This window comes from Lacihabitans sp. CCS-44 (genome assembly GCF_024343735.1).
Classification (GTDB): domain Bacteria; phylum Bacteroidota; class Bacteroidia; order Cytophagales; family Spirosomataceae; genus Leadbetterella.
Genome location: NZ_RJUE01000057.1, coordinates 101924 through 122563, shown reverse-complemented (window position 1 = coordinate 122563; position 20640 = coordinate 101924). Strand labels below are relative to the sequence as shown.

Below are 20640 nucleotides of genomic sequence, written 5' to 3'. Positions count from 1 at the left end.
TAAATAGGGTAATAAAATAGCATCAATTATGGAACATAAGCATATTTACGACAAAGATGGCAAACAGCTTTGTTGCACGCAAGAAGAAAAAATAAATGCAATTGTCAATAAACAATTAAAGAAAGAACACAAAGAAGTAGGTTGTTGTGCAGTTGATGAACCAAAACACGATGAACATACCGATGATGATGAGCACGGCCATTCGGGAGGAAATGAAAGTACTTTCAAAATGTTTTTGCCAGCCATTATTAGCTTGATTTTATTGTTAATTGCCATTGCATTAGATAATTATATTCCTCAATCTTGGTTTACAGGTTGGCTTCGTATTTTATGGTATGTAATAGCGTATGCACCTGTAGGTTTTCCAGTTCTTATGGAAGCATTTGAAAGCATTCGCAAAGGCGAAATCTTCTCAGAATTTTTGTTGATGTCTATCGCCACCGTTGGGGCTTTTGCCATCGGTGAATATCCCGAAGGTGTAGCAGTGATGTTATTTTATTCCGTGGGGGAGGTTTTTCAAGGATTGGCCGTAAAAAGAGCCAAGGCCAATATTAAAAGTTTGCTCGATCAAAGACCAGATGAAGTTACGATTTTGCAAAACAACGAAGCCAAAACCATAAAAGCCGCCAAAGCAAATATTGGTGATATAATTCAACTAAAAGCGGGTGAAAAACTGGGTTTGGATGGCGAACTATTATCCGAAACGGCCTCATTTAATACAGCGGCTCTCACAGGCGAAAGTAAGCCAGATACCAAAGCCAAAGGCGAAACGGTGTTGGCAGGAATGATAAACCTCAATACGGTTTCACAAGTTAAAGTAACGACAGCCTATAAAGATAGCAAATTGAGCAAAATTTTGGAAATGGTGCAAAACGCCACAGCTCAAAAAGCACCAACAGAGCTTTTTATTAGAAAATTTGCAAAAATCTATACACCGATTGTGGTGTTGTTGGCTATCTTAATTACAGTTTTGCCTTACTTTTTCGTAGAAAATTATCAGTTTAGCCAGTGGCTTTACCGAGCTTTGGTTTTCTTAGTTATTTCATGCCCTTGTGCTTTGGTTATTTCAATTCCTTTGGGCTATTTTGGTGGAATTGGTGCAGCTAGTAAGAATGGTATTTTGTTCAAAGGAAGTAACTTTTTAGACATTATCGCCAATATTCAAAACGTGGTGATGGACAAAACAGGTACAATGACTGAAGGGGTGTTTAAAGTACAAGAATTTATCATAAAGCAAGATTTTAATAAAGATGAAATCTTAAAAATGGTTAATGCCTTAGAAAGTCAAAGTACACATCCAGTGGCTACTGCCATTCATGATTTTGTTGGTGGGATTGACTCGACCATCAAACTGAAAAATGTAGAAGAAATTTCAGGACATGGACTTAAAGCTGAAATAAATGACAAAGAATTATTAGTAGGCAATTTCAAATTGATGGATAAATTTTCAATCGCTTATGATATTGACCCAACAACCATTGTTTACACCCTTATTGCCATTGCTTATGATAAAAAGTTTGTGGGCTACCTCACTATTGCTGATAGTATCAAAGAAGATGCCCAAGATACTGTGAATAAGCTAAAAGCATTGGGAGTAAATACCGTAATGCTTAGTGGTGATAAGACCAATGTTGTAAAATTTGTTGCTGAGAAATTGGGAATAGTAAATTCGTTTGGCGATTTGTTGCCTGAAGACAAGGTAAACAAAGTAAAAGAACTCAAAGCTAAAGGTGAGTCGGTTGCCTTCGTTGGTGATGGTGTAAACGATGCCCCAGTGGTGGCTCTCAGTGATGTGGGCATTGCTATGGGTGGCTTAGGCAGCGATGCCACCATTGAAACGGCAGACGTAGTAATACAAGACGATATGCCTTCAAAAATACCGATGGCTATAAATATAGGAAAACAGACCAAGAAAATTGTTTGGCAAAACATCGTATTAGCTTTTGGTGTAAAAGCTATAGTATTGGGACTTGGGGCAGGCGGTTTAGCCACGATGTGGGAGGCCGTTTTTGCAGATGTGGGAGTTGCACTTTTAGCAATTTTGAATGCTATTAGGATTCAGAATATGAAGTTTTAAAGAGGCAGGAATGTATTATTTTAAAAATCAAATGAATTCAACTTGATAAATTGAATCTATGGAGAGATAATTAAAATAAAAAAGTTAGATTATTCTAACAAATATTTTAGTATATTCTAAAATTTTATATCTTTGTGTTCTAATCATGAATACAAGGGATAAAATGAATATACTTTTTCGAGCATTACTGATTTCTGCAATTGGTTTTTTATCAGCCTCTTGCGAAAAAATATTGCCCAGTTCACCAGAAGAAAATGAAGTTTTGGATGGAACCATAGACGCACTCTCTACAGCCGAAACCGCTAAGTTTTTGCGAGGAGATGGGGCCTTCACAAGAGTATTTACTTCGTCCACAGGCCTCGGGCCACTTTTTGTTTCTAACTCATGCATCAGTTGTCATGCAGGCGACGGAAAAGGGCATCCATCGACAAGCTTGGTTCGTTTTGGCCAAATCAATGAAATGGGCAATCAATTTATGAATCAAGGTGGCCCACAATTACAACACAGAGCTATTGTGGGATTTATGCCTGAAACCATACCATCCGGTGCTACGCATTCTACATTTATTGCTCCTGCAAATACTGGCTTAGGGTTTTTAGAGGCCGTCTCAGATGCTGACATTTTGGCTCTTTCTGACCCAGAAGATAAAAATAATGATGGTATTTCGGGTGTACCCAACTGGATAGAATTAGCAGATTTTGTAAAACCAAAATCGAACTCAATTAGTAAAAATGGGAAGTATATTGGCCGTTTTGGAAGAAAAGCTGGAGCATACAATCTCCTGAATCAAACGGTTAATGCCTACAATCAAGATATGGGCATAGTAAGTTCGTTTTCTGCTAAGGACACTTTTAGCGGAGAAAACCAAGAACCTGAGGTAAGCGATAATGAAATCATGGATTTGGTGCTTTACCTACAAACTCTGAAAGCCCCTTTACAGCGAAATGTAGCAAATCAGGACATAAAAGATGGTAAAGTCCTTTTTGTAAAAAGCCAATGTAGCTCTTGTCATATTCCTCAAATGACAACGGGGTCATCGAGCATTGCGGGACTAAATAACAAAACATTTGCGGCTTACACCGACCTGCTAATGCACGACATGGGCAAGGCTCTGGACGATAATTATACGGAAGGTACTGCCAAAACTTACGAATGGCGAACTACGCCTCTTTGGGGCTTAGGTCTATCCAAAGATTCGCAAGGCGGCAAGGTGCATTTGTTGCACGATGGCCGAGCAAAAAGCATAGACGAAGCCATCACATTGCATGGAGGAGAAGCGGTTAACAGCCGTGAGAAATATTCGGCACTTTCTACAAACGAAAAACAATTACTGATTAAATTTTTAGAAAGCCTTTAGTATGAAACAAACAGGAAAGGTCTTTAGACACGCTGGGAAACGATTATTTCTTTGCGGCTTAGCGATCTGGCAGTAAAATATAAAAATATGAAAAGAAGAGATTTTTTTAAAGCTGGTTGTCTTACTTGTTTGGGTGGAGGTGCCATGCTCATGACTTTGCAGGCATGTAGCAAATCTTATTATGCCCAACAGGTAGATTTGAAAGAGAATAAATTGATTATCAAGAAAAGGGAGTTTATTGAAATCAAGAAAGAGGTACAAAGTTTGCGAAACGTGGTGGTAGCCAAATATGAAAAATTGGGGTTTCCAATCGCTGTTTTTCGAATCGGCGAAGACCAATACTCGGCCATTTATTTAGAATGCACCCACCAAGGCAATGAGGTTCGTCCACATGGTAACTTTCTAATTTGCGAAGGCCATGGGAGTGAATTTGATAATCAAGGAAAAGTGATTCAAGGGCCAGCAGAGAAGGCATTGCGAACTTTCAATGTAACTACAGATAGTGACAATATTTACATAAACTTAGCTTGAGCAGATGGTAAAACAGTACATATTGGTTATATTATTTTCTCTTATTTCGCACAGTGTTTTTGCCCAAATCGACAGCACTTTATTTAAGCGTAAACCCAAAGCAGATTCGAGCAAAATGAATATTGATGCGGTTTATAATCGACCATTTTTGCAGGTGGGTCGCACACCCTTGGGCATTGGAGGATACGCCGAACTGAATACCAACTATGGTGTTATTGACGGTGTAAGTGAGGGGCTTTCCTTTCAGATGCGGAGAATGACCCTGTTTTTGGGTGGAAGTTTGCATTCCAAAATCAAGTTTATGTCAGAAATAGAATTTGAGGATGGCACAAAAGAAATAAATATTGAGTTTGCAGCTCTCGATTTTCAGTTCGACAATTTTTTCAATTTTAGAGGGGGCATAGTTGTAAATCCTATTGGGGCTTTTAATCAGAATCACGATGGCCCTAAATGGGAATTTATAGATCGCCCAATTTCTGCTACACAGCTACTTCCTGCCACGTTCTCAAACGTTGGAATGGGCATTTATGGCAAAAAATACACCAAGCAATGGGTATTGGCATACGAAGCTTACCTGACAAATGGTTTTGATGAAACTATTATTGACAATGAATTCAGCCGAACATCACTGTCTGCCGCAAAAGCAAACAAAGACCGCTTTGAAGAAAGTAGTAATGGCAAACCATTGTTCACAGGCAAAGTGGCCATCAGACACAGAAAAATTGGAGAACTAGGTCTTTCCTACATGGGTGGTATTTATAATAAATTTCAAGACGATGGTTTTGTTTTAGCACCCAAAAGAGCCTTGAATGTTTTTGCAATTGACTTCAATACCGTTCTTAAAAAGACAAAGACTACTATAACAGCCGAGTGGGCCTGGATAAATGTCGATTTACCGAGCAGTTATGCAGTACAATATGGGAGTAAACAAAATGGTGGTTTTGTAGACGTGGTGCAACCTGTCTTCAAAAAACCAATCATTGGTTTTTCCAACTCCACATTTTATGTGTCATGTCGTTTGGAGCAGGTAGACTGGAACACTGGGAAGTTTATCGAAACCTCAGCAAAAATGTATGACGAAACTTTTTCCATTATGCCTGCACTTAGTTGGAGACCCATATCGTCCACAGTAATTAGGCTCAATTACCGCAGACAAAAGCAAAGAGATTTCTTAGGAAATCCACCAGCCAATGCGGGTGTTATTCAATTTGGGTTATCTAGCTATTTTTGAAGAATAATTTAATATCAAAATTACTTTTAATTATCTTTGAACTGTTCATTAGTGGTTAGCTTTAATACTAGTTTTTAATTTGGAGAATTTTTAGCTTGAATTTTATGTTACTGTAAATTCCACATATATTTTGATATGAGTTTACAGGTTTTTTTATTAATTTTTGGAAACATTTTTTATTTTTGCTCGTTATTCCTTTCAAAATGACTAAATTTTTCAAAATACTGTTCGCTCTTATAATTCTGGGGACTTCTTTTAGTTCTTTAGATGCTGTAGCTTGTGGTAAAATGAAAAATACTTATGAAAAAAAGTCTTGTTGCAAATCTGGAAAGAAAGATTGCTGCAAAGCTAAGAAAGTAGCTGAAAATCAAAAAAAGCAAGATCATTGCGGTGATAAATGTAACCATCCGTCTTGTAAATGCATGACTCTAATTACGCTCTCCGTATTACCCGCCACATTAGAATTCAAATACGATTCGCAATTTACTTACAAACAAATCCCGAATTCACTTCTTCAAGTTTTAGAAACTACTGCTGGCTTTTATAGCAATTGGCAACGTCCCAAAATAAGCTGATTAATTCGATTTAAGGGATAATTACGTCTTTTTGAGACTGTCCCCCATTTTTTTTCTTTCACTATTTTAATTTATCAAATGAAATCAATATCAAAAATATTGTTAACAACTATTATTTTGTTAGCATTCTTAGCTTGTAAAGCTCAAATAAAAAACGCACAATCCGAGTCCATGAAAATTTATGGAAACTGCGAAATGTGTGAAGCAACGATTGAAAAAGCAGGTAACATAAAAAAAATTGCTGAGGTAGACTGGAACGAAGATACCAAAATAGCGACCCTTACTTTCGATGCAAAAAAGACGAACGTAGACGAAATATTAAAACGGATAGCTTTGGCAGGTTATGATAGCGAAACCTATCTCGCACCTAAAGATGTTTACTCACAGCTACCTTCGTGTTGTCAATATGAAAGAAATGCCAAATCATTGGTAAACAAGGAATCAGAAATGACTGCCTCGGTTTCTAAAACTGACAAGCACGACCACGCAGCTATGCCGATTCAAAATCAGGAAATATTACAGCTGAAAGCGGTTTTTGATAATTATTTTGCCCTAAAAGATGCACTAGTAAAAACCGATGGAGGCTTAGCGTCGACTAAAGCTAAATCACTTTTAGCGGCTATCACTGCTGTAAAGATGGAAAAACTACAGGCTGATGAACATACAGTATGGATGAAAGTTGTAAAGGATTTGGGTGTTGATGCTGAGCATATTGTAGACACCAAAGACCCTGCTCATCAAAGAGAGCATTTTATTCCACTTTCAAAAAACATTTATCAGCTCATAAAAGTATCAAAGCAGGAGTCGCCCGTTTATTACCAATTCTGTCCAATGGCAAACGACGGAAAAGGAGCCAACTGGTTAAGTAAGGAAAACTCAGTTAAAAATCCGTATTATGGTTCCATGATGTTAACATGTGGTAGCGTTGTTGAGGTTATCAAATGAGATATTCATTAAGTTATCAAGACCTTTATTAAAGTTCCTTGCCTTGAGGCCTTCTGCCTAATTGGCAAATTATTGAAAATATGAAAAGAATAGAATTTTTAAAAACATTGGGACTAGGGCTAAGTGCTGGAGGCATATTGTCTAGCTGCATGGGCGATGGTGACGTAGTACCTGTTAGTGAAATTGCAGATTTTGGAAACGCTCTGAAAATTCCTGAAACTATTTATAACGCAACTAGCTTGGCTTCCAAGTCATTAAAAGATACAATAATAAATGGTAAATCAAGCAGTTATTTGGGTTATGGGCCAGGTATTTTAGGCCCTACAATAAGGATAAAAAGCGGCAATAGTTTGAATTTGAATTTCAAAAATCAACTTTCAGAGCATACAAATATACATTGGCATGGCTTGGTTATACCCGCTGAAATGGACGGGCATCCGGACCAAATGGTTATGGCAAACAATAGTTTTGATTATAAATTTGCTGTAAATCAGGCCGCTGGCACCAATTGGTATCATCCGCATATTCACGAAATTACAGGCAGACAGGTTACGCAAGGTTTGGCTGGGTTATTTATTGTAGAAAGTAATGAAGAAAAAGCTTTGAATTTGCCAACTGAAAGCTTTGAAATTCCGCTAATAATTCAAGATAAGCGATTTAATGACGACGGTACAATAAAGTACAAACCCAATATGGACGAAAAAATGAACGGTTATATGGGAGAAACCATTTTAGTAAATGGCACATTTTCGCCGTTTTTGAAAGTTTCGTCAAATCTTTATCGCTTCCGAGTTCTCAATGGCTCATCAGCCCGAATTTATAATTTGGCACTAAGTAATGCCGCCAGTTTTTATATAATTGGGTCAGATGGTGGAATTCTAGAAAAACCTGAAGTGGTTAGTTCAGTACTTTTATCATCAGGTGAAAGATTAGATATTTTGATAGATTTTTCAAAAGTGCCGCTCAATTCTGAAATATTTTTGGAAAGCAACCAATTTTCAGGAATGGGTACCGCCCAAGGAACGCAAAAATTCAAGATCTTAAAATTTATAGTAAATAAGCAAGGTGAAAGTAATTTCAAAGTACCCTTAAGCTTAATTCCTATTCAAAAATTAAGTGGTTCCACACAAAATAGAAATTTTTCATTAAAAATGAAAATGTTAAGTCTAAATGGTGGAATGCACCGAATCAATAATAAGGTATATAAATCAGGGCGAATCGATGAGACGGTGTCGTTAGGAGCAACAGAAACATGGGAATTCGACAATTCAACTGGTGACGAACCTCACCCTATGCATATACATGGTGTTCATTTTCAGGTAGTTGCTCGTTCGGGAGGCCGTAATGAAATACAGCCGCACGAAAAAGGCTGGAAAGATACTGTACTGGTGGCTCCAAAAGAAAAAGTTCAAGTAATCATAAAATTCACACAAAAAGGGAAATTCGTTTTTCATTGCCATAATCTTGAGCATGAGGATGATGGCATGATGCTAAACTTTGAAGTTAAATAAACTATGAAACTATATATAAAAAACATGGTCTGCCCAAGGTGCATAATGGCAGTGAGGGCTGAGTTGGAAAAACTTGGCCTTTATTTCAGTTCTATAGAATTGGGTGAAATAGTTTTAACAAAAAATTTAACAATTGACCAAAAAGAACAATTGAATTTAAACCTAAATCTTATTGGTTTTCAATTACTTGAGGATGCAAAATTGGTAACGGTTCAAAAAATCAAAAATTTAATATTAGACTTGGTTCAAAATCAAAGTAATGATTTGAAAGTAAACCTTTCAGTTTATTTGGTAAGTAATCTTAGGCAAGATTATAATACACTCAGTAGCCTATTTTCTGAAATTGAAGATAAAACAATCGAACATTTTTTTATTCAACAAAAAATTGAAAAAGTAAAAGAACTTTTGACTTACAACGAATTGAATTTGAATGAGATAGCCGACCAAATGAATTACAGCAGCGTCGCATATTTGAGTAACCAATTCAAAAAAGTAACTGGCATTACTCCGAGTGAATTTAAGCTTTCAAAGAACGTTAAACGCCTACAAATCAACGAAGTGTGAATTATGAAATACATATATAGAATTCTGTAAATAAAAGCATAGGTAATAATTGGAGTTTTGTGCTGTAGAAATTCTTCTACTAAAAAACATATATTTATTATGAAAGATCGTCAAAGTTGTATTGCTGCTTGCTTAGCTTGTTTGATTGAATGTGAAAAGTGTTGTACCATGTGTGCTACTATGCCAGGACACGAGGCTTGTGTAAAAGTATGTAGAGATTGTGCTGATATTTGTGCCCTTTGTGCTAGATTATGTGCCAGAGATTCTCAGTTTGCTGATGCACTATGCGAATTATGTGTGAAATGTTGTGAAGCTTGTGCACAAGAATGTGAAAGCCATGATATGGAATGTTGCAAAAAATGTGCTGAGGCTTGTTTGAAATGTGCCGAAGCTTGTAAAATGTAATTTATCACTTTGGTAAGCGGTCAAACCTTTTTAGGCTGCTTACTATTTTAAGAACAATTTTCTAAATTTTTAAAACAAACCAATCATGCAAATATTAAATAAAACTTTAAGTGTCATCAGTCTTTTTGTTCTTTTTTCAGCATGCCAACCAAGCACTGATATAAAACAAGTGCTTTCAAAATCAGAAACACGAATGGCAATGATGGACACCATTGCTAATAACAACGAGATGTCGAAAGAAATGATGGAGGCCATGATGAAAAGCGAAATGGCTATGCAAGGAAATCCTGAAATGCATAAAATGATGATGGAAGATCGTGGTGCAATGATGAAAATGATGAAAGAAGACCCTGAAATGATGAAAAGCATGATGAACGACATGATGGAAGTTTGCAAAACTGATACTTCTATGATGGCCTCCATGTGTAAAACTATGATGACAAACAAGCCTATGATGGACATGATGGGAAAAATGAAAGGCAAAAATATGGATCATTAATCACTTTAGATGTTAAGGTTATGATGCACAACAGTGATTATTATTCATTTGGAGGGATGCACATCTTCTTGTGGTTGTTTTTTCTCTTGTTTTTTTTAGTAATACTGGGTTGGTTTTATAGATTCAAAAAAAGAAAGTAGAAAATATAATCAAATGAAGTTTTTGCTAATAAGAGGTTATTCTATGTCTCTTCTTGAAAAATAGGAAATTTTACAACATTTGGGTGAAATATTGTAACAGAAACACTAAAAACCCAGAGTAAATTTGAATCATAAAAACTAAAATATTAGTAAGAAAATGAAAAGTTTAAAAAACACAGTCGGTTTGCTCATGGTAGCAATCGTTTTCGTTCAACTAAGTGTAATTGCTCAAGTTGCAAACTATAAGCATCCAGTAAGTATTGATAACAAAGGAATTATCAAGAAGGACGGTATTAAAGTAGGCTACATTTCGAAAAAAAATACGGTCTATGATGTTAAAGGAAAAAAAATCGCCTACATGGATGGTCAGGGAAACCTAGTAGATGCGAACGGAAAAAAGATGGGTAGAATGGGTAAAGACGGCAAAACATTTGAGAATGTAAACGGAGATGTAGTTCTTAATGTAAAAGACAACGGAACCACTTGCGATATTTTTGATGCCGATGGTCACAAAGTAGGCAATGTGCATTCAAGTTACAAAGGCATGGCTTGTGTTTTATACTGTTTTCAAAATGGCATGGATATGAAAGATCATACAAAAATGACTGGAGATGCAAAATTTGCTTGCCCTATGCATCCTGAGGTTACAGGAAAAGAAGGTGATAAATGTCATAAGTGTGGTATGAAGTTAACAAAATCAAGCAAAAAATAATAGCATGACCCATAACTATCAAATAACAGGAATGTCATGTAATGGTTGTCGAACAAAAGTAGAAAACACCCTTAACGCAATTGAGGGTGTTTCTGCCGTTGTAATATTATCGCCACCAACGGCAGTCATTACTATGCAGAAACACATTTCTACCAAACTGTTTCAGACTTCACTTTCCGCTGTCGGAAATTATATAATTGAGGATGCTAATTCGGTGAATTTCAATTCCCAAATTGAAGTTAAGAAAAATTCCGATTTAGCTAATGTTGAAAAAAAACTATCCCACAATAGTGGCAATGGCAAATTCTACTGCCCAATGCATTGTGAGGGTGAAAAATTATACGATAAAGCTGGGGATTGCCCTGTATGTGGTATGGATTTGGTACAACAAGCGAGTATTTCGCAAATAACTGAATATACTTGTCCAATGCACCCCGAAATCATACGTGATGAACCCGGTGCTTGCCCGATTTGTGGGATGGATTTGGTACCGAAATCCGTAAGCGAAACAGAAGATAACAAGACCTACAAAGACTTGCTAAGAAAAATGAAAATTGCTGTGGCATTTACAATCCCAGTATTTGCAATAGCTATGTCAGCCATGTTACCCAATGACCCATTAATAAAAATAATGGAACATGCAGAGTGGAATTGGGTGCAATTTCTACTAACACTTCCTGTAGTTTTTTATGCATGTTGGATGTTTTTCGTGCGTGCTTGGAAATCCATTATTACATGGAATCTGAATATGTTTACCCTTGTGGGTATCGGAACGGGGGTGGCCTTTTTGTTTAGTGTTGTCGGAATGCTGTTTCCCAATCTTTTTCCAAACGAATTCAAAAGCGAAACTGGAACTGTCCATCTGTATTTTGAAGCCACTACTGTTATCTTAACATTGGTACTATTAGGACAATTGTTGGAAGCACGAGCCCATAGCCAAACTAGCGGTGCTATAAAAGAATTACTAAAATTAGCCCCAACTGAAGCCACTTTGGTGATAGACGGAAAAGATAAAATAATTTCAATTCACGACATTAAAAAGGGTGATTTGCTACGCTTAAAACCTGGCGATAAAATTCCTGTAGATGGAAAAATAACAAACGGTGAAGGCTCGATTGACGAATCAATGATTACGGGCGAACCAATTCCTGTTGATAAAAAAGTAGGCGATTCTGTAAGTTCGGGAACAATCAATGGCAACAAATCATTTGTAATGGTTGCTGAAAAAATAGGTTCTGAAACCTTACTTTCTCAGATAATTCAAATGGTAAATGAAGCCAGCCGCTCAAAAGCACCCATCCAAAAATTAGCGGATAGTATTTCTAAATATTTTGTACCAATTGTTGTAGTTATTTCCATCTTTACATTTTTGGTTTGGGCAAAATTTGGGCCTGAGCCGGCCTTAGTTTATGGTTTCATAAATGCCATAGCAGTTTTAATTATTGCTTGTCCTTGTGCATTGGGATTGGCTACTCCCATGTCAGTCATGGTAGGTGTTGGCAAGGGTGCATCGTCAGGTGTTTTAATAAAAAATGCCGAAGCTTTAGAAAATTTAAACAAAGTAAATGTTTTAATCATTGATAAAACAGGCACCATTACCGAAGGCAAACCTTCGGTCGAAAAGATATATGCAACCCAACAAAATGAAGATTTGTTACAAGACATCGCTTCTTTAAATCAATACAGTGAGCATCCATTAGCTGAAGCAGTAGTAAAATTTGCCCAAGAAAAAAAGATTTCGTTGATTGAGGTAAAAGACTTCGAGGCAATTGCAGGAAAAGGAGTCATAGGAACAGTTAATAATAAAAAGGTAGCTCTTGGTAATAAAGCCCTCATGGCACAAGTTGCAGCAAGTGTATCTGAGGAATTAGAAAACAATATTATTGTAGAGCAGAAATTAGGTAAAACGGTGTCTTACATTGCTGTTAATGGCATTGCAGAAGGATTTGTATCCATTACTGATGCTATCAAAATAACTAGTAAAGCAGCCATACAAGAACTTATGCAACAAGGTGTGGAAGTTATCATGCTGACTGGAGATAACGAAAATACGGCAAAATCGGTGGCGACTGAGCTGAGTTTAAGTGCATACAAAGCTGGTTGTTTGCCTGAAGATAAATTGAAAGAAATAAAACGCCTTCAAGAATTAGGAAAAGTAGTAGCGATGGCTGGCGATGGTATCAATGATGCCCCTGCATTGGCTCAGGCGGATATTGGAATCGCAATGGGAACAGGAACGGATGTAGCCATAGAAAGTGCCAAAATAACTTTGGTAAAGGGTGATTTACAAGGAATTGTTAAAGCTAAGAATTTAAGCCATGCTGTGATGAAAAACATAAAGCAAAACTTATTTTTTGCCTTTATTTACAACACACTTGGTGTACCAATTGCCGCAGGGGTTTTATTTCCCTTTTTTGGTATTTTATTATCTCCCATGATTGCGGCATTGGCCATGAGTTTTAGTTCAGTTTCTGTTATTGCAAATGCACTGAGGTTGAGGAGTGTTAAAATCTAAAGTATTTTGAAAGTATTATTTTAAACCATTATAATGAAAAAAGGAGAGTTTCACAGAAAAATCAGAAAAACACACCGTTGGCTTGGGCTTATTTTGGGCATCCAATTTCTATTTTGGACAATTGGGGGGCTTTATTTCAGCTGGTCTGACATGGACGAAATTCATGGCGACCATCAAAAGGCACATATTCATCCCCTTGGGTCAAATTTAAAACTGGTCAGCCCACAAAATGTTATTGATAAATTAAAAGAAAAAGATACCGTCAATTATTTATTTGACGTCAAACTAATCCAGATTTTAGGAGAACCTTTTTATCAAATTGTGTTTTCAAAAGAGCACGATCGAGCCAAACAAATCCAACTAGCCAACGCCCAAACAGGTAGCCTTCGTCCACCTTTGAGTAAGTCTGAGGCCATCGTGATTGCTCAAAAAAGCTTTTCAGATACTGCTAAACCAAAGGTTGTAGAATATCTAACCAATACAAACGGGCATCATGAATATCGTAAAAGCCCCTTGCCAGCCTATGCTATTACTTTTGAACATCCTTCCAACACCACTGTTTATGTTTCAACAGAATTGGGGACAGTTCAAAAATTCAGAAATAACAAATGGAGAGTTTTTGATTTTTTATGGATGATGCACACCATGGACTACCAAAGCAGAGACAATATCTCTAATTGGTTATTGAGAGCGTTTTCTGTGTTCGGTCTATTTTCTATCCTTTCTGGATTCATTCTGTTTTTTGTAAGTCGTAAAAGAAAATAATATTTAAATACTAAGAAAATGAGAAAAAACATCTTGATTGTTTTGAGCTTAATTTTATCAAACTATGTGTTTGCTCAGCACGAAAACCATCAGCCCAAAGCCGATACTGCCAAAACAGCCGCAAAGCCCAAAAGCCCCAAAATGACAGCCATGGCAATGGTAGGTGGCAATCATGTACATATTGAATACGGCTCACCAAGTGTAAGAGGGAGGTCAATTTGGAACGGACTGGTGGCCTACAACCAAGTATGGGCAACGGGAGCCCACCATGCCACTTGGATTGATTTCTCGCAAGATGTAATGATTCAAGGCAAGCATATTCCAAAAGGTAGATATGGATTTTTTACTATTCCCAACAATAAAACTTGGACGATTATTCTTAGCAAAACTTGGGATATGCACCTTGCGGATGATTACAAACAGGAAAACGATATTTTAAGATTGAATGTGAAGCCAAGCAAAAGTAAGAAAATAACCGAGGCATTGACTTATGAAGTGTTGGCTACAAATGACAAAAAAGGAAAAATAAAAATGAGTTGGGAATATTTAAGCGTAGCCTTTGATTTTGAGAATATGTAATGAAAAAAATAGTGGATATGTTCAAATGGATTTTAAAGAAAATGTTTATTAAAAATTGTTGTAAATAATTGAAATGAAAAATTTAATAATTGTTGCCTTAGTATTACTGCTGGGGTCTTGTAATTCAGCCAAAAACGAATCTACAAAAGTGACCCAGTCTTATTCTTGCCCAATGCATCCCGAAATCACCGGCAAAGAAGGCGAAAAGTGCTCAGATTGTGGAATGGATTTGACCGAGTTTGTTACACAAAACCCAGATTCCACAACTTTAAAAAAATAAAAGATGAAGGTTAAATATCTGATAGTATTGTTGTTAGTTTCTATTGCGGTTGCAGGTCAAAAAGTGGTTCGGTACGATTTGTATGTCAGAGACACCATTGTCAATTTTAATGGTAAGCAAAAACGTGCAATTGCTGTAAATGGACAAATACCTATGCCCACACTCACTTTTACGGAAGGTGACACGGCAGAAATCCATGTCTATAATGAGTTAAAGGAAACCACCTCGCTTCATTGGCATGGTTTGTTATTGCCCAACAAAGAAGATGGTGTGCCGAATTTGACACAAATGCCCATAAAACCCAATACCACACATATTTATAGATTTCCAATTATTCAGCACGGCACGCACTGGTACCACAGCCACAGTGGTTTGCAGGAGCAAATAGGCATGTATGGAAACTTTGTGATGCTAAAAAAACCAAAAGACCCAACATTTCGAAAAGGTATAGATGATTTGCCAACCGTTCCGATAGTACTGAGCGAATGGACAGACTATAAACCCGAAAACGTGCATAGAATGTTGCATAATGCCACGGATTGGTTTGCAATTAGAAAAAATGCCACACAAAGTTACGCGGAGGCTATTAGAGCGGGGCATCTAAAAACCAAACTGCTCAATGAGGGTAAACGAATGTTGGCCATGGACGTAAGTGATGTGTATTACGACAAAATTTTCATGAATGGAAAACCATCAACTGACATAAAAATCATAGATGGAAAGCCTTTGAAAGCTGGAGATAAAGTACGCTTGAGAATTTCTAATGGAGGGGCTTCTTCCTATTTTTGGTTGAAATATGCCGGAGGTAAAATGACCGTAGTGGCCAACGATGGCAACGATGTAGAACCTGTAGAAGTAGATAGATTCCTCATTGCGGTTTCAGAAACTTACGATGTGGTGATTAGCATTCCAGCCGAAAGCACGGCTTTTGAATTTTTGGCTACCACCGAAGATCGAACAAATTCGGCATCTATATATTTTGGAGATGGAGTGAAACAACTCATTTCGCCCATGCCACGACTCAAATATTTTGAGGGAATGAAGATGATGAATTCTATGATGAAAAAGAATGGTGATTTGGATGATATGGGTATGAAAATGAGCCTCAACCAAATGGATATGAACGTCGTAATGTACCCTGAAATTACTGGAAATTCTAAACCAAAACAGACAGAGGATGACCCAAACAGGTACAATGCCAATAGCCTTGCAGACATCGTTACCCTCAACTATGCAATGCTAAAATCTCCAACAAAAACCAGTTTGCCCAATAATGTGCCTGTCAAAGAACTAAAGTTTGAACTCACCGGCAACATGAATCGGTACGTCTGGAGCATGGATAACAAGGTTGTTTCTGAATCCGACAAGATATTGATTAAAAAAGGAGAAAACGTAAAAATCATAATTTACAACGGCTCTATGATGCGTCATCCCATGCATTTGCATGGCCATGATTTCAGGCTTTTGAATGGAAAAGCAAATCATGCACCGCTTAAAAACATCGTGGATATTATGCCGATGGAAACAGATACGCTTGAATTTAATGCCAATGCTGAGGGTGATTGGTTTTTTCATTGCCATATTTTATACCACATGATGAGCGGAATGGGAAGGGTTTTTAGCTATGAAAATCAAGCTCCAAATCCTTTAATTCCAAATCCTAAATTGGCTCAACGAAAATTATTTGCAGACGATAGAGGGTTTCATCTAATGGCCGAAAACGATTTTGCTACAAATGGCAACGATGGCATGTGGATGATTCAAAATACCCGGTGGATGCTGGGAACAGAATGGAGACTCGGATATCATGATCAACACGGCTATGAGACCGAAACGCATTTAGGTCGATATTTGGGCAAAATGCAATGGGTCATGCCATTTATAGGATTTGATTGGCGTTACCGAAAGTTTGACATGGATGAAATGGGTATGATCAAGTATGAAAAGAATGTATTTGGGCAAACCAATACAAAAGACAATCGCCAACAATTTAGCTTGGGTTTAGCCTACACTTTGCCCATGTTGTTTATTTTGCAAACAGAGGTTTACCACGATGGAAACCTGAGAGTACAATTGATGCGTGAGGATATTCCGATTGCTAAACGTCTCAGAGCCAGTCTGATGGTAAATACAGACAAAGAATATATGGCAGGTCTCAAATATATTATAAACAAAAATTTAGGAACAAATTTACATTATGACAGCGATATGGGGCTTGGTGTAGGTATAATACTGAATTATTAATTGGAAGCTGATTTTCTTAAATTATTTGCAACAAGGTATTGAGAGTTTACACCTTAAGACTTTGCGAAAAGATATTTAAAATAAAAAAGTTAGATTATTCTAACAAATATTTTAGTATATTCTAAAATTTTATATCTTTGTACTCTAATCATGAATACAAAGGATAAAATGAATATACTTTTTCGAGCATTACTGATTTCAGCAATTGGTTTTTTATCAGCCTCTTGCGAAAAAATATTGCCCAGTTCACCAGAAGAAAATGAAGTTTTGGATGGAACCATAGACGCTCTCTCTACTGCCGAAACTGCAAAGTTTTTGCGAGGAGATGGGGCCTTCACAAGAGTATTTACTTCGTCCACAGGCCTTGGGCCACTTTTTGTTTCTAACTCATGCATCAGTTGTCATGCAGGCGACGGAAAAGGGCATCCATCGACAAGCCTGGTACGTTTTGGCCAAATCAATGAAATGGGCAATCAATTTATGAATCAAGGTGGCCCACAATTACAACACAGAGCTGTTGTGGGATTTATGCCTGAAACCATACCATCTGGTGCTACGCATTCTACATTTATTGCTCCTGCAAATACTGGCTTAGGGTTTTTAGAGGCCGTCTCTGATGCTGACATTTTGGCTCTTTCTGACCCAGAAGATAAAAACAACGATGGCATTTCGGGTGTACCCAACTGGATAGAATTAGCAGATTTTGTAAAACCAAAATCGAACGCAATTAGTAAAAATGGGAAGTATATTGGCCGTTTTGGAAGAAAAGCTGGGGCATACAATCTCCTGAATCAAACGGTTAATGCCTACAATCAAGATATGGGCATAGTAAGTTCGTTTTCTGCTAAGGACACTTTTAGCGGAGAAAACCAAGAACCTGAGGTAAGCGATAATGAAATCATGGATTTGGTGCTATATCTACAAACTCTGAAAGCCCCTTTACAGCGAAATGTAGCAAATCAGGACATAAAAGATGGTAAAGCTCTTTTTGTAAAAAGCCAATGTAGCTCTTGTCATATTCCACAAATGACAACGGGGTCATCGAGCATTGCAGGACTAAACAACAAAACGTTTGCGGCTTACACCGACCTGCTAATGCACGACATGGGCAAGGCTCTGGACGATAATTATACGGAAGGTACCGCCAAAACCTACGAATGGAGAACTACGCCTCTTTGGGGCTTAGGTCTATCCAAAGATTCGCAAGGCGGCAAGGTGCATTTATTGCACGACGGCCGAGCAAAAAGCATAGACGAAGCCATCTCATTGCATGGAGGAGAAGCGGTTAACAGCCGTGAGAAATATTCGGCACTTTCTACAAACGAAAAACAATTACTGATTAAATTTTTAGAAAGCCTTTAGTATGAAACAAACAGGAAAGGTCTTTAGACACGCTGGGAAACGATTATTTCTTTGCGGCTTAGCGATCTGGCAGTAAAATATAAAAATATGAAAAGAAGAGATTTTTTTAAAGCTGGTTGTCTTACTTGTTTGGGTGGAGGTGCCATGCTCATGACTTTGCAGGCATGTAGCAAATCTTATTATGCCCAACAGGTAGATTTGAAAGAGAATAAATTGATTATCAAGAAAAGTGAGTTTATTGAAATCAAGAAAGAGGTACAAAGTTTGCGAAACGTGGTGGTAGCCAAATATGAAAAATTGGGGTTTCCAATCGCTGTTTTTCGAATCGCCGAAGACCAATACTCGGCCATTTATTTAGAATGCACCCACCAAGGAAATGAGGTTCGTCCACATGGGAACTTCCTAGTTTGTGATGGACATGGGAGTGAATTTGATAATCAAGGAAAAGTGCTTCAAGGGCCAGCAGAGAAGGCATTGCGAACTTTCAATGTAACTACAGATAGTGACAATATTTACATAAACTTAGCTTGAAAAAGATGGTAAAACAGTACATATCAGTTATATTAGTTTCGCTTATTTCGCACAGTGTTTTTGCCCAAATCGACAGCACTTTATTTAAGCGTAAACCAAAGGCAGACTCTGGCAAAATGAATATTGATGCGGTTTATAATCGACCATTTTTGCAGGTGGGTCGTACGCCTTTGGGCATTGGAGGTTACGCCGAACTGAATACCAACTATGGTGTTACTGACGGTATAAGTGAAGGACTTTCCTTCCAGATGCGGAGAATGACGCTGTTTTTGGGTGGAAGTTTGCATTCTAAAATCAAATTTATGTCAGAAATAGAATTTGAGGATGGCACAAAAGAAATAAATATAGAGTTTGCGGCTCTCGATTTTCAGTTCGACAATTTTTTCAATTTTAGAGGGGGCATAGTTGTAAATCCTATTGGGGCTTTTAATCAAAATCACGATGGTCCTAAATGGGAATTTATAGATCGACCAATTTCTGCTACTCAGCTGCTTCCTGCCACGTTCTCAAACGTTGGAATGGGCATTTATGGCAAAAAATACACCAAGCAATGGGTATTGGCATACGAAGCTTACCTGACAAATGGTTTTGATGAAACTATTATTGACAATGAATTCAGCCGAACATCTCTGTCTGCCGCAAAAGCAAACAAAGACCGCTTTGAAGAAAGTAGTAATGGCAAACCATTGTTCACAGGTAAAGTGGCCATTAGAAACCGAAAGATTGGAGAATTGGGACTTTCGTATATGGGTGGTATTTATAATAAATTTCAAGATGATGGTTTTGTTTTAGCACCCAAAAGAGCCTTGAATGTTTTTGCAATTGACTTCAATACCGTTCTTAAAAAAACAAAGACTACTATAACAGCCGAGTGGGCCTGGATAAATGTCGATTTACCGAGCAGTTATGCGGTACAATATGGGAGTAAACAAAATGGTGGTTTTGTAGACGTGGTGCAACCTGTCTTCAAAAAACCAATCATTGGTTTTTCCAACTCCACATTTTATGTGTCATGTCGCTTGGAGCGGGTAGACTGGAATACTGGGAAGTTTATCGAAACCTCGACAAAAATGTATGACGAAACTTTCTCTATCATGCCTGCACTTAGTTGGAGACCCATATCGTCCACAGTAATTAGGCTCAATTACCGCAGACAAAAGCAAAGAGATTTCTTAGGAAATCCACCAGCCAATATCGGGATTATTCAATTTGGGGTTTCAAGTTATTTTTGAAAAGGCATAATTGTGTGATTTTATTTTTGATTCTTAGCGTATTTTGATGATGTCATTATTTCAATCGCCATGCCCTTCGACATGCTCAGGTTGACTTCACATACCTTTGTGCAAATTTCAATGAAAGTGAACCACCTGAGCTAGAAAATATTAGTATTGTCGACAAAGTAGAAGGCCAATTAGAGGGTTTTTGGAGTATCGACTTGGTCTACGGCCTTGTTGCTAGAAATTATTTGTAAGAAGCGACAAAAATCACTCTAAATAGCCTATAGATATGATTAACTTCTTAGTTAGCTCTTGATTTCATTGCATTGAGTTCTGAAAGCTTTTGGCAGAAAAGAAGAGGGAGTCAGAAGATATGGTGCTGCATCTTATGCAGACAACAATGGGGATTACCTAGAAAACCTAATAGAAGCATTTAAAGAAATGGTACATTGAATTGAACCGAAAAGTTTAAAACTATCATGCGAATTTAGTGATATACAACAGGTAGTCCAATCAAGCTCAAAAATGGCTTGAAAATAATTCTTGGTCAACTTATCGATACCCAGCAAAAAAAACGTTCCATTCGACATAGCCGAATTG

General features: G+C 37.4%; 19 protein-coding genes. All 19 read left to right on the top strand.

Going from position 1 to position 20640, the window contains the following annotated elements:
- Window positions 1–28 precede the first annotated feature (28 nt).
- The 19 genes from EGI26_RS12260 to EGI26_RS12165 all read left to right on the top strand — a co-directional run bounded on the left by EGI26_RS12260 (window position 29) and on the right by EGI26_RS12165 (window position 20055).
- Entirely contained in the window at window positions 29–2077 is a 2049-nt protein-coding gene (locus EGI26_RS12260) for a heavy metal translocating P-type ATPase (protein ID WP_255078692.1), read from the top strand.
- Window positions 2078–2240: 163 nt separating this feature from the next.
- Window positions 2241–3434, top strand: coding sequence for a di-heme oxidoredictase family protein (locus EGI26_RS12255; protein ID WP_255078691.1), 1194 nt, complete (start codon window positions 2241–2243; stop codon window positions 3432–3434).
- A gap of 87 nt (window positions 3435–3521) precedes the next feature.
- Window positions 3522–3965 (top strand): ubiquinol-cytochrome c reductase iron-sulfur subunit, encoded by a 444-nt coding sequence (locus EGI26_RS12250; RefSeq protein WP_255078690.1) that lies wholly within the window; start codon window positions 3522–3524, stop codon window positions 3963–3965.
- 4 nt (window positions 3966–3969) lie between these two features.
- Window positions 3970–5196 carry a porin gene (locus EGI26_RS12245; RefSeq protein WP_255078689.1) on the top strand — a complete coding sequence of 409 codons (1227 nt, stop codon included), beginning with the start codon at window positions 3970–3972 and terminating at the stop codon, window positions 5194–5196.
- A gap of 203 nt (window positions 5197–5399) precedes the next feature.
- Window positions 5400–5771: a hypothetical protein gene (locus EGI26_RS12240; RefSeq protein ID WP_255078688.1), complete on the top strand. Its 372-nt coding sequence runs from the start codon at window positions 5400–5402 to the stop codon at window positions 5769–5771.
- 78 nt (window positions 5772–5849) lie between these two features.
- On the top strand, window positions 5850–6716 hold the full coding sequence (locus EGI26_RS12235; RefSeq protein WP_255078687.1) for a DUF3347 domain-containing protein: 867 nt from the start codon (window positions 5850–5852) through the stop codon (window positions 6714–6716).
- A gap of 80 nt (window positions 6717–6796) precedes the next feature.
- Window positions 6797–8227 carry a multicopper oxidase family protein gene (locus EGI26_RS12230; protein WP_255078686.1) on the top strand — a complete coding sequence of 477 codons (1431 nt, stop codon included), beginning with the start codon at window positions 6797–6799 and terminating at the stop codon, window positions 8225–8227.
- A gap of 3 nt (window positions 8228–8230) precedes the next feature.
- Window positions 8231–8791, top strand: coding sequence for an AraC family transcriptional regulator (locus EGI26_RS12225; RefSeq protein ID WP_255078682.1), 561 nt, complete (start codon window positions 8231–8233; stop codon window positions 8789–8791).
- A gap of 99 nt (window positions 8792–8890) precedes the next feature.
- Complete coding sequence (locus EGI26_RS12220) at window positions 8891–9196, top strand: four-helix bundle copper-binding protein (protein ID WP_255078681.1); 306 nt, start codon at window positions 8891–8893, stop codon at window positions 9194–9196.
- Between the two features lie 85 nt (window positions 9197–9281).
- Window positions 9282–9695 (top strand): hypothetical protein, encoded by a 414-nt coding sequence (locus EGI26_RS12215; protein WP_255078680.1) that lies wholly within the window; start codon window positions 9282–9284, stop codon window positions 9693–9695.
- Window positions 9696–9992: 297 nt separating this feature from the next.
- Window positions 9993–10547, top strand: a complete 555-nt coding sequence (locus EGI26_RS12210) for a 5-fold beta-flower protein (RefSeq protein ID WP_310587958.1) — start codon at window positions 9993–9995, stop codon at window positions 10545–10547.
- A gap of 4 nt (window positions 10548–10551) precedes the next feature.
- On the top strand, window positions 10552–13062 hold the full coding sequence (locus EGI26_RS12200; RefSeq protein WP_255078679.1) for a heavy metal translocating P-type ATPase: 2511 nt from the start codon (window positions 10552–10554) through the stop codon (window positions 13060–13062).
- Window positions 13063–13095: 33 nt separating this feature from the next.
- A complete protein-coding gene (locus EGI26_RS12195; RefSeq protein WP_255078678.1) occupies window positions 13096–13827 on the top strand; it encodes a PepSY domain-containing protein in 732 nt (243 codons plus the stop codon).
- An 18-nt stretch (window positions 13828–13845) separates the two neighbouring features.
- Complete coding sequence (locus EGI26_RS12190) at window positions 13846–14406, top strand: DUF2911 domain-containing protein (protein WP_255078677.1); 561 nt, start codon at window positions 13846–13848, stop codon at window positions 14404–14406.
- 73 nt (window positions 14407–14479) lie between these two features.
- Entirely contained in the window at window positions 14480–14686 is a 207-nt protein-coding gene (locus tag EGI26_RS12185; protein WP_255078675.1) for a heavy metal-binding domain-containing protein, read from the top strand.
- Between the two features lie 3 nt (window positions 14687–14689).
- A complete protein-coding gene (locus EGI26_RS12180; protein ID WP_255078674.1) occupies window positions 14690–16930 on the top strand; it encodes a multicopper oxidase domain-containing protein in 2241 nt (746 codons plus the stop codon).
- Window positions 16931–17098: 168 nt separating this feature from the next.
- A complete protein-coding gene (locus EGI26_RS12175; protein ID WP_255078672.1) occupies window positions 17099–18292 on the top strand; it encodes a di-heme oxidoredictase family protein in 1194 nt (397 codons plus the stop codon).
- Window positions 18293–18379: 87 nt separating this feature from the next.
- Entirely contained in the window at window positions 18380–18823 is a 444-nt protein-coding gene (locus EGI26_RS12170) for a ubiquinol-cytochrome c reductase iron-sulfur subunit (RefSeq protein WP_255078671.1), read from the top strand.
- A gap of 5 nt (window positions 18824–18828) precedes the next feature.
- Window positions 18829–20055 carry a porin gene (locus tag EGI26_RS12165; RefSeq protein ID WP_255078665.1) on the top strand — a complete coding sequence of 409 codons (1227 nt, stop codon included), beginning with the start codon at window positions 18829–18831 and terminating at the stop codon, window positions 20053–20055.
- Window positions 20056–20640: the final 585 nt, after the last annotated feature.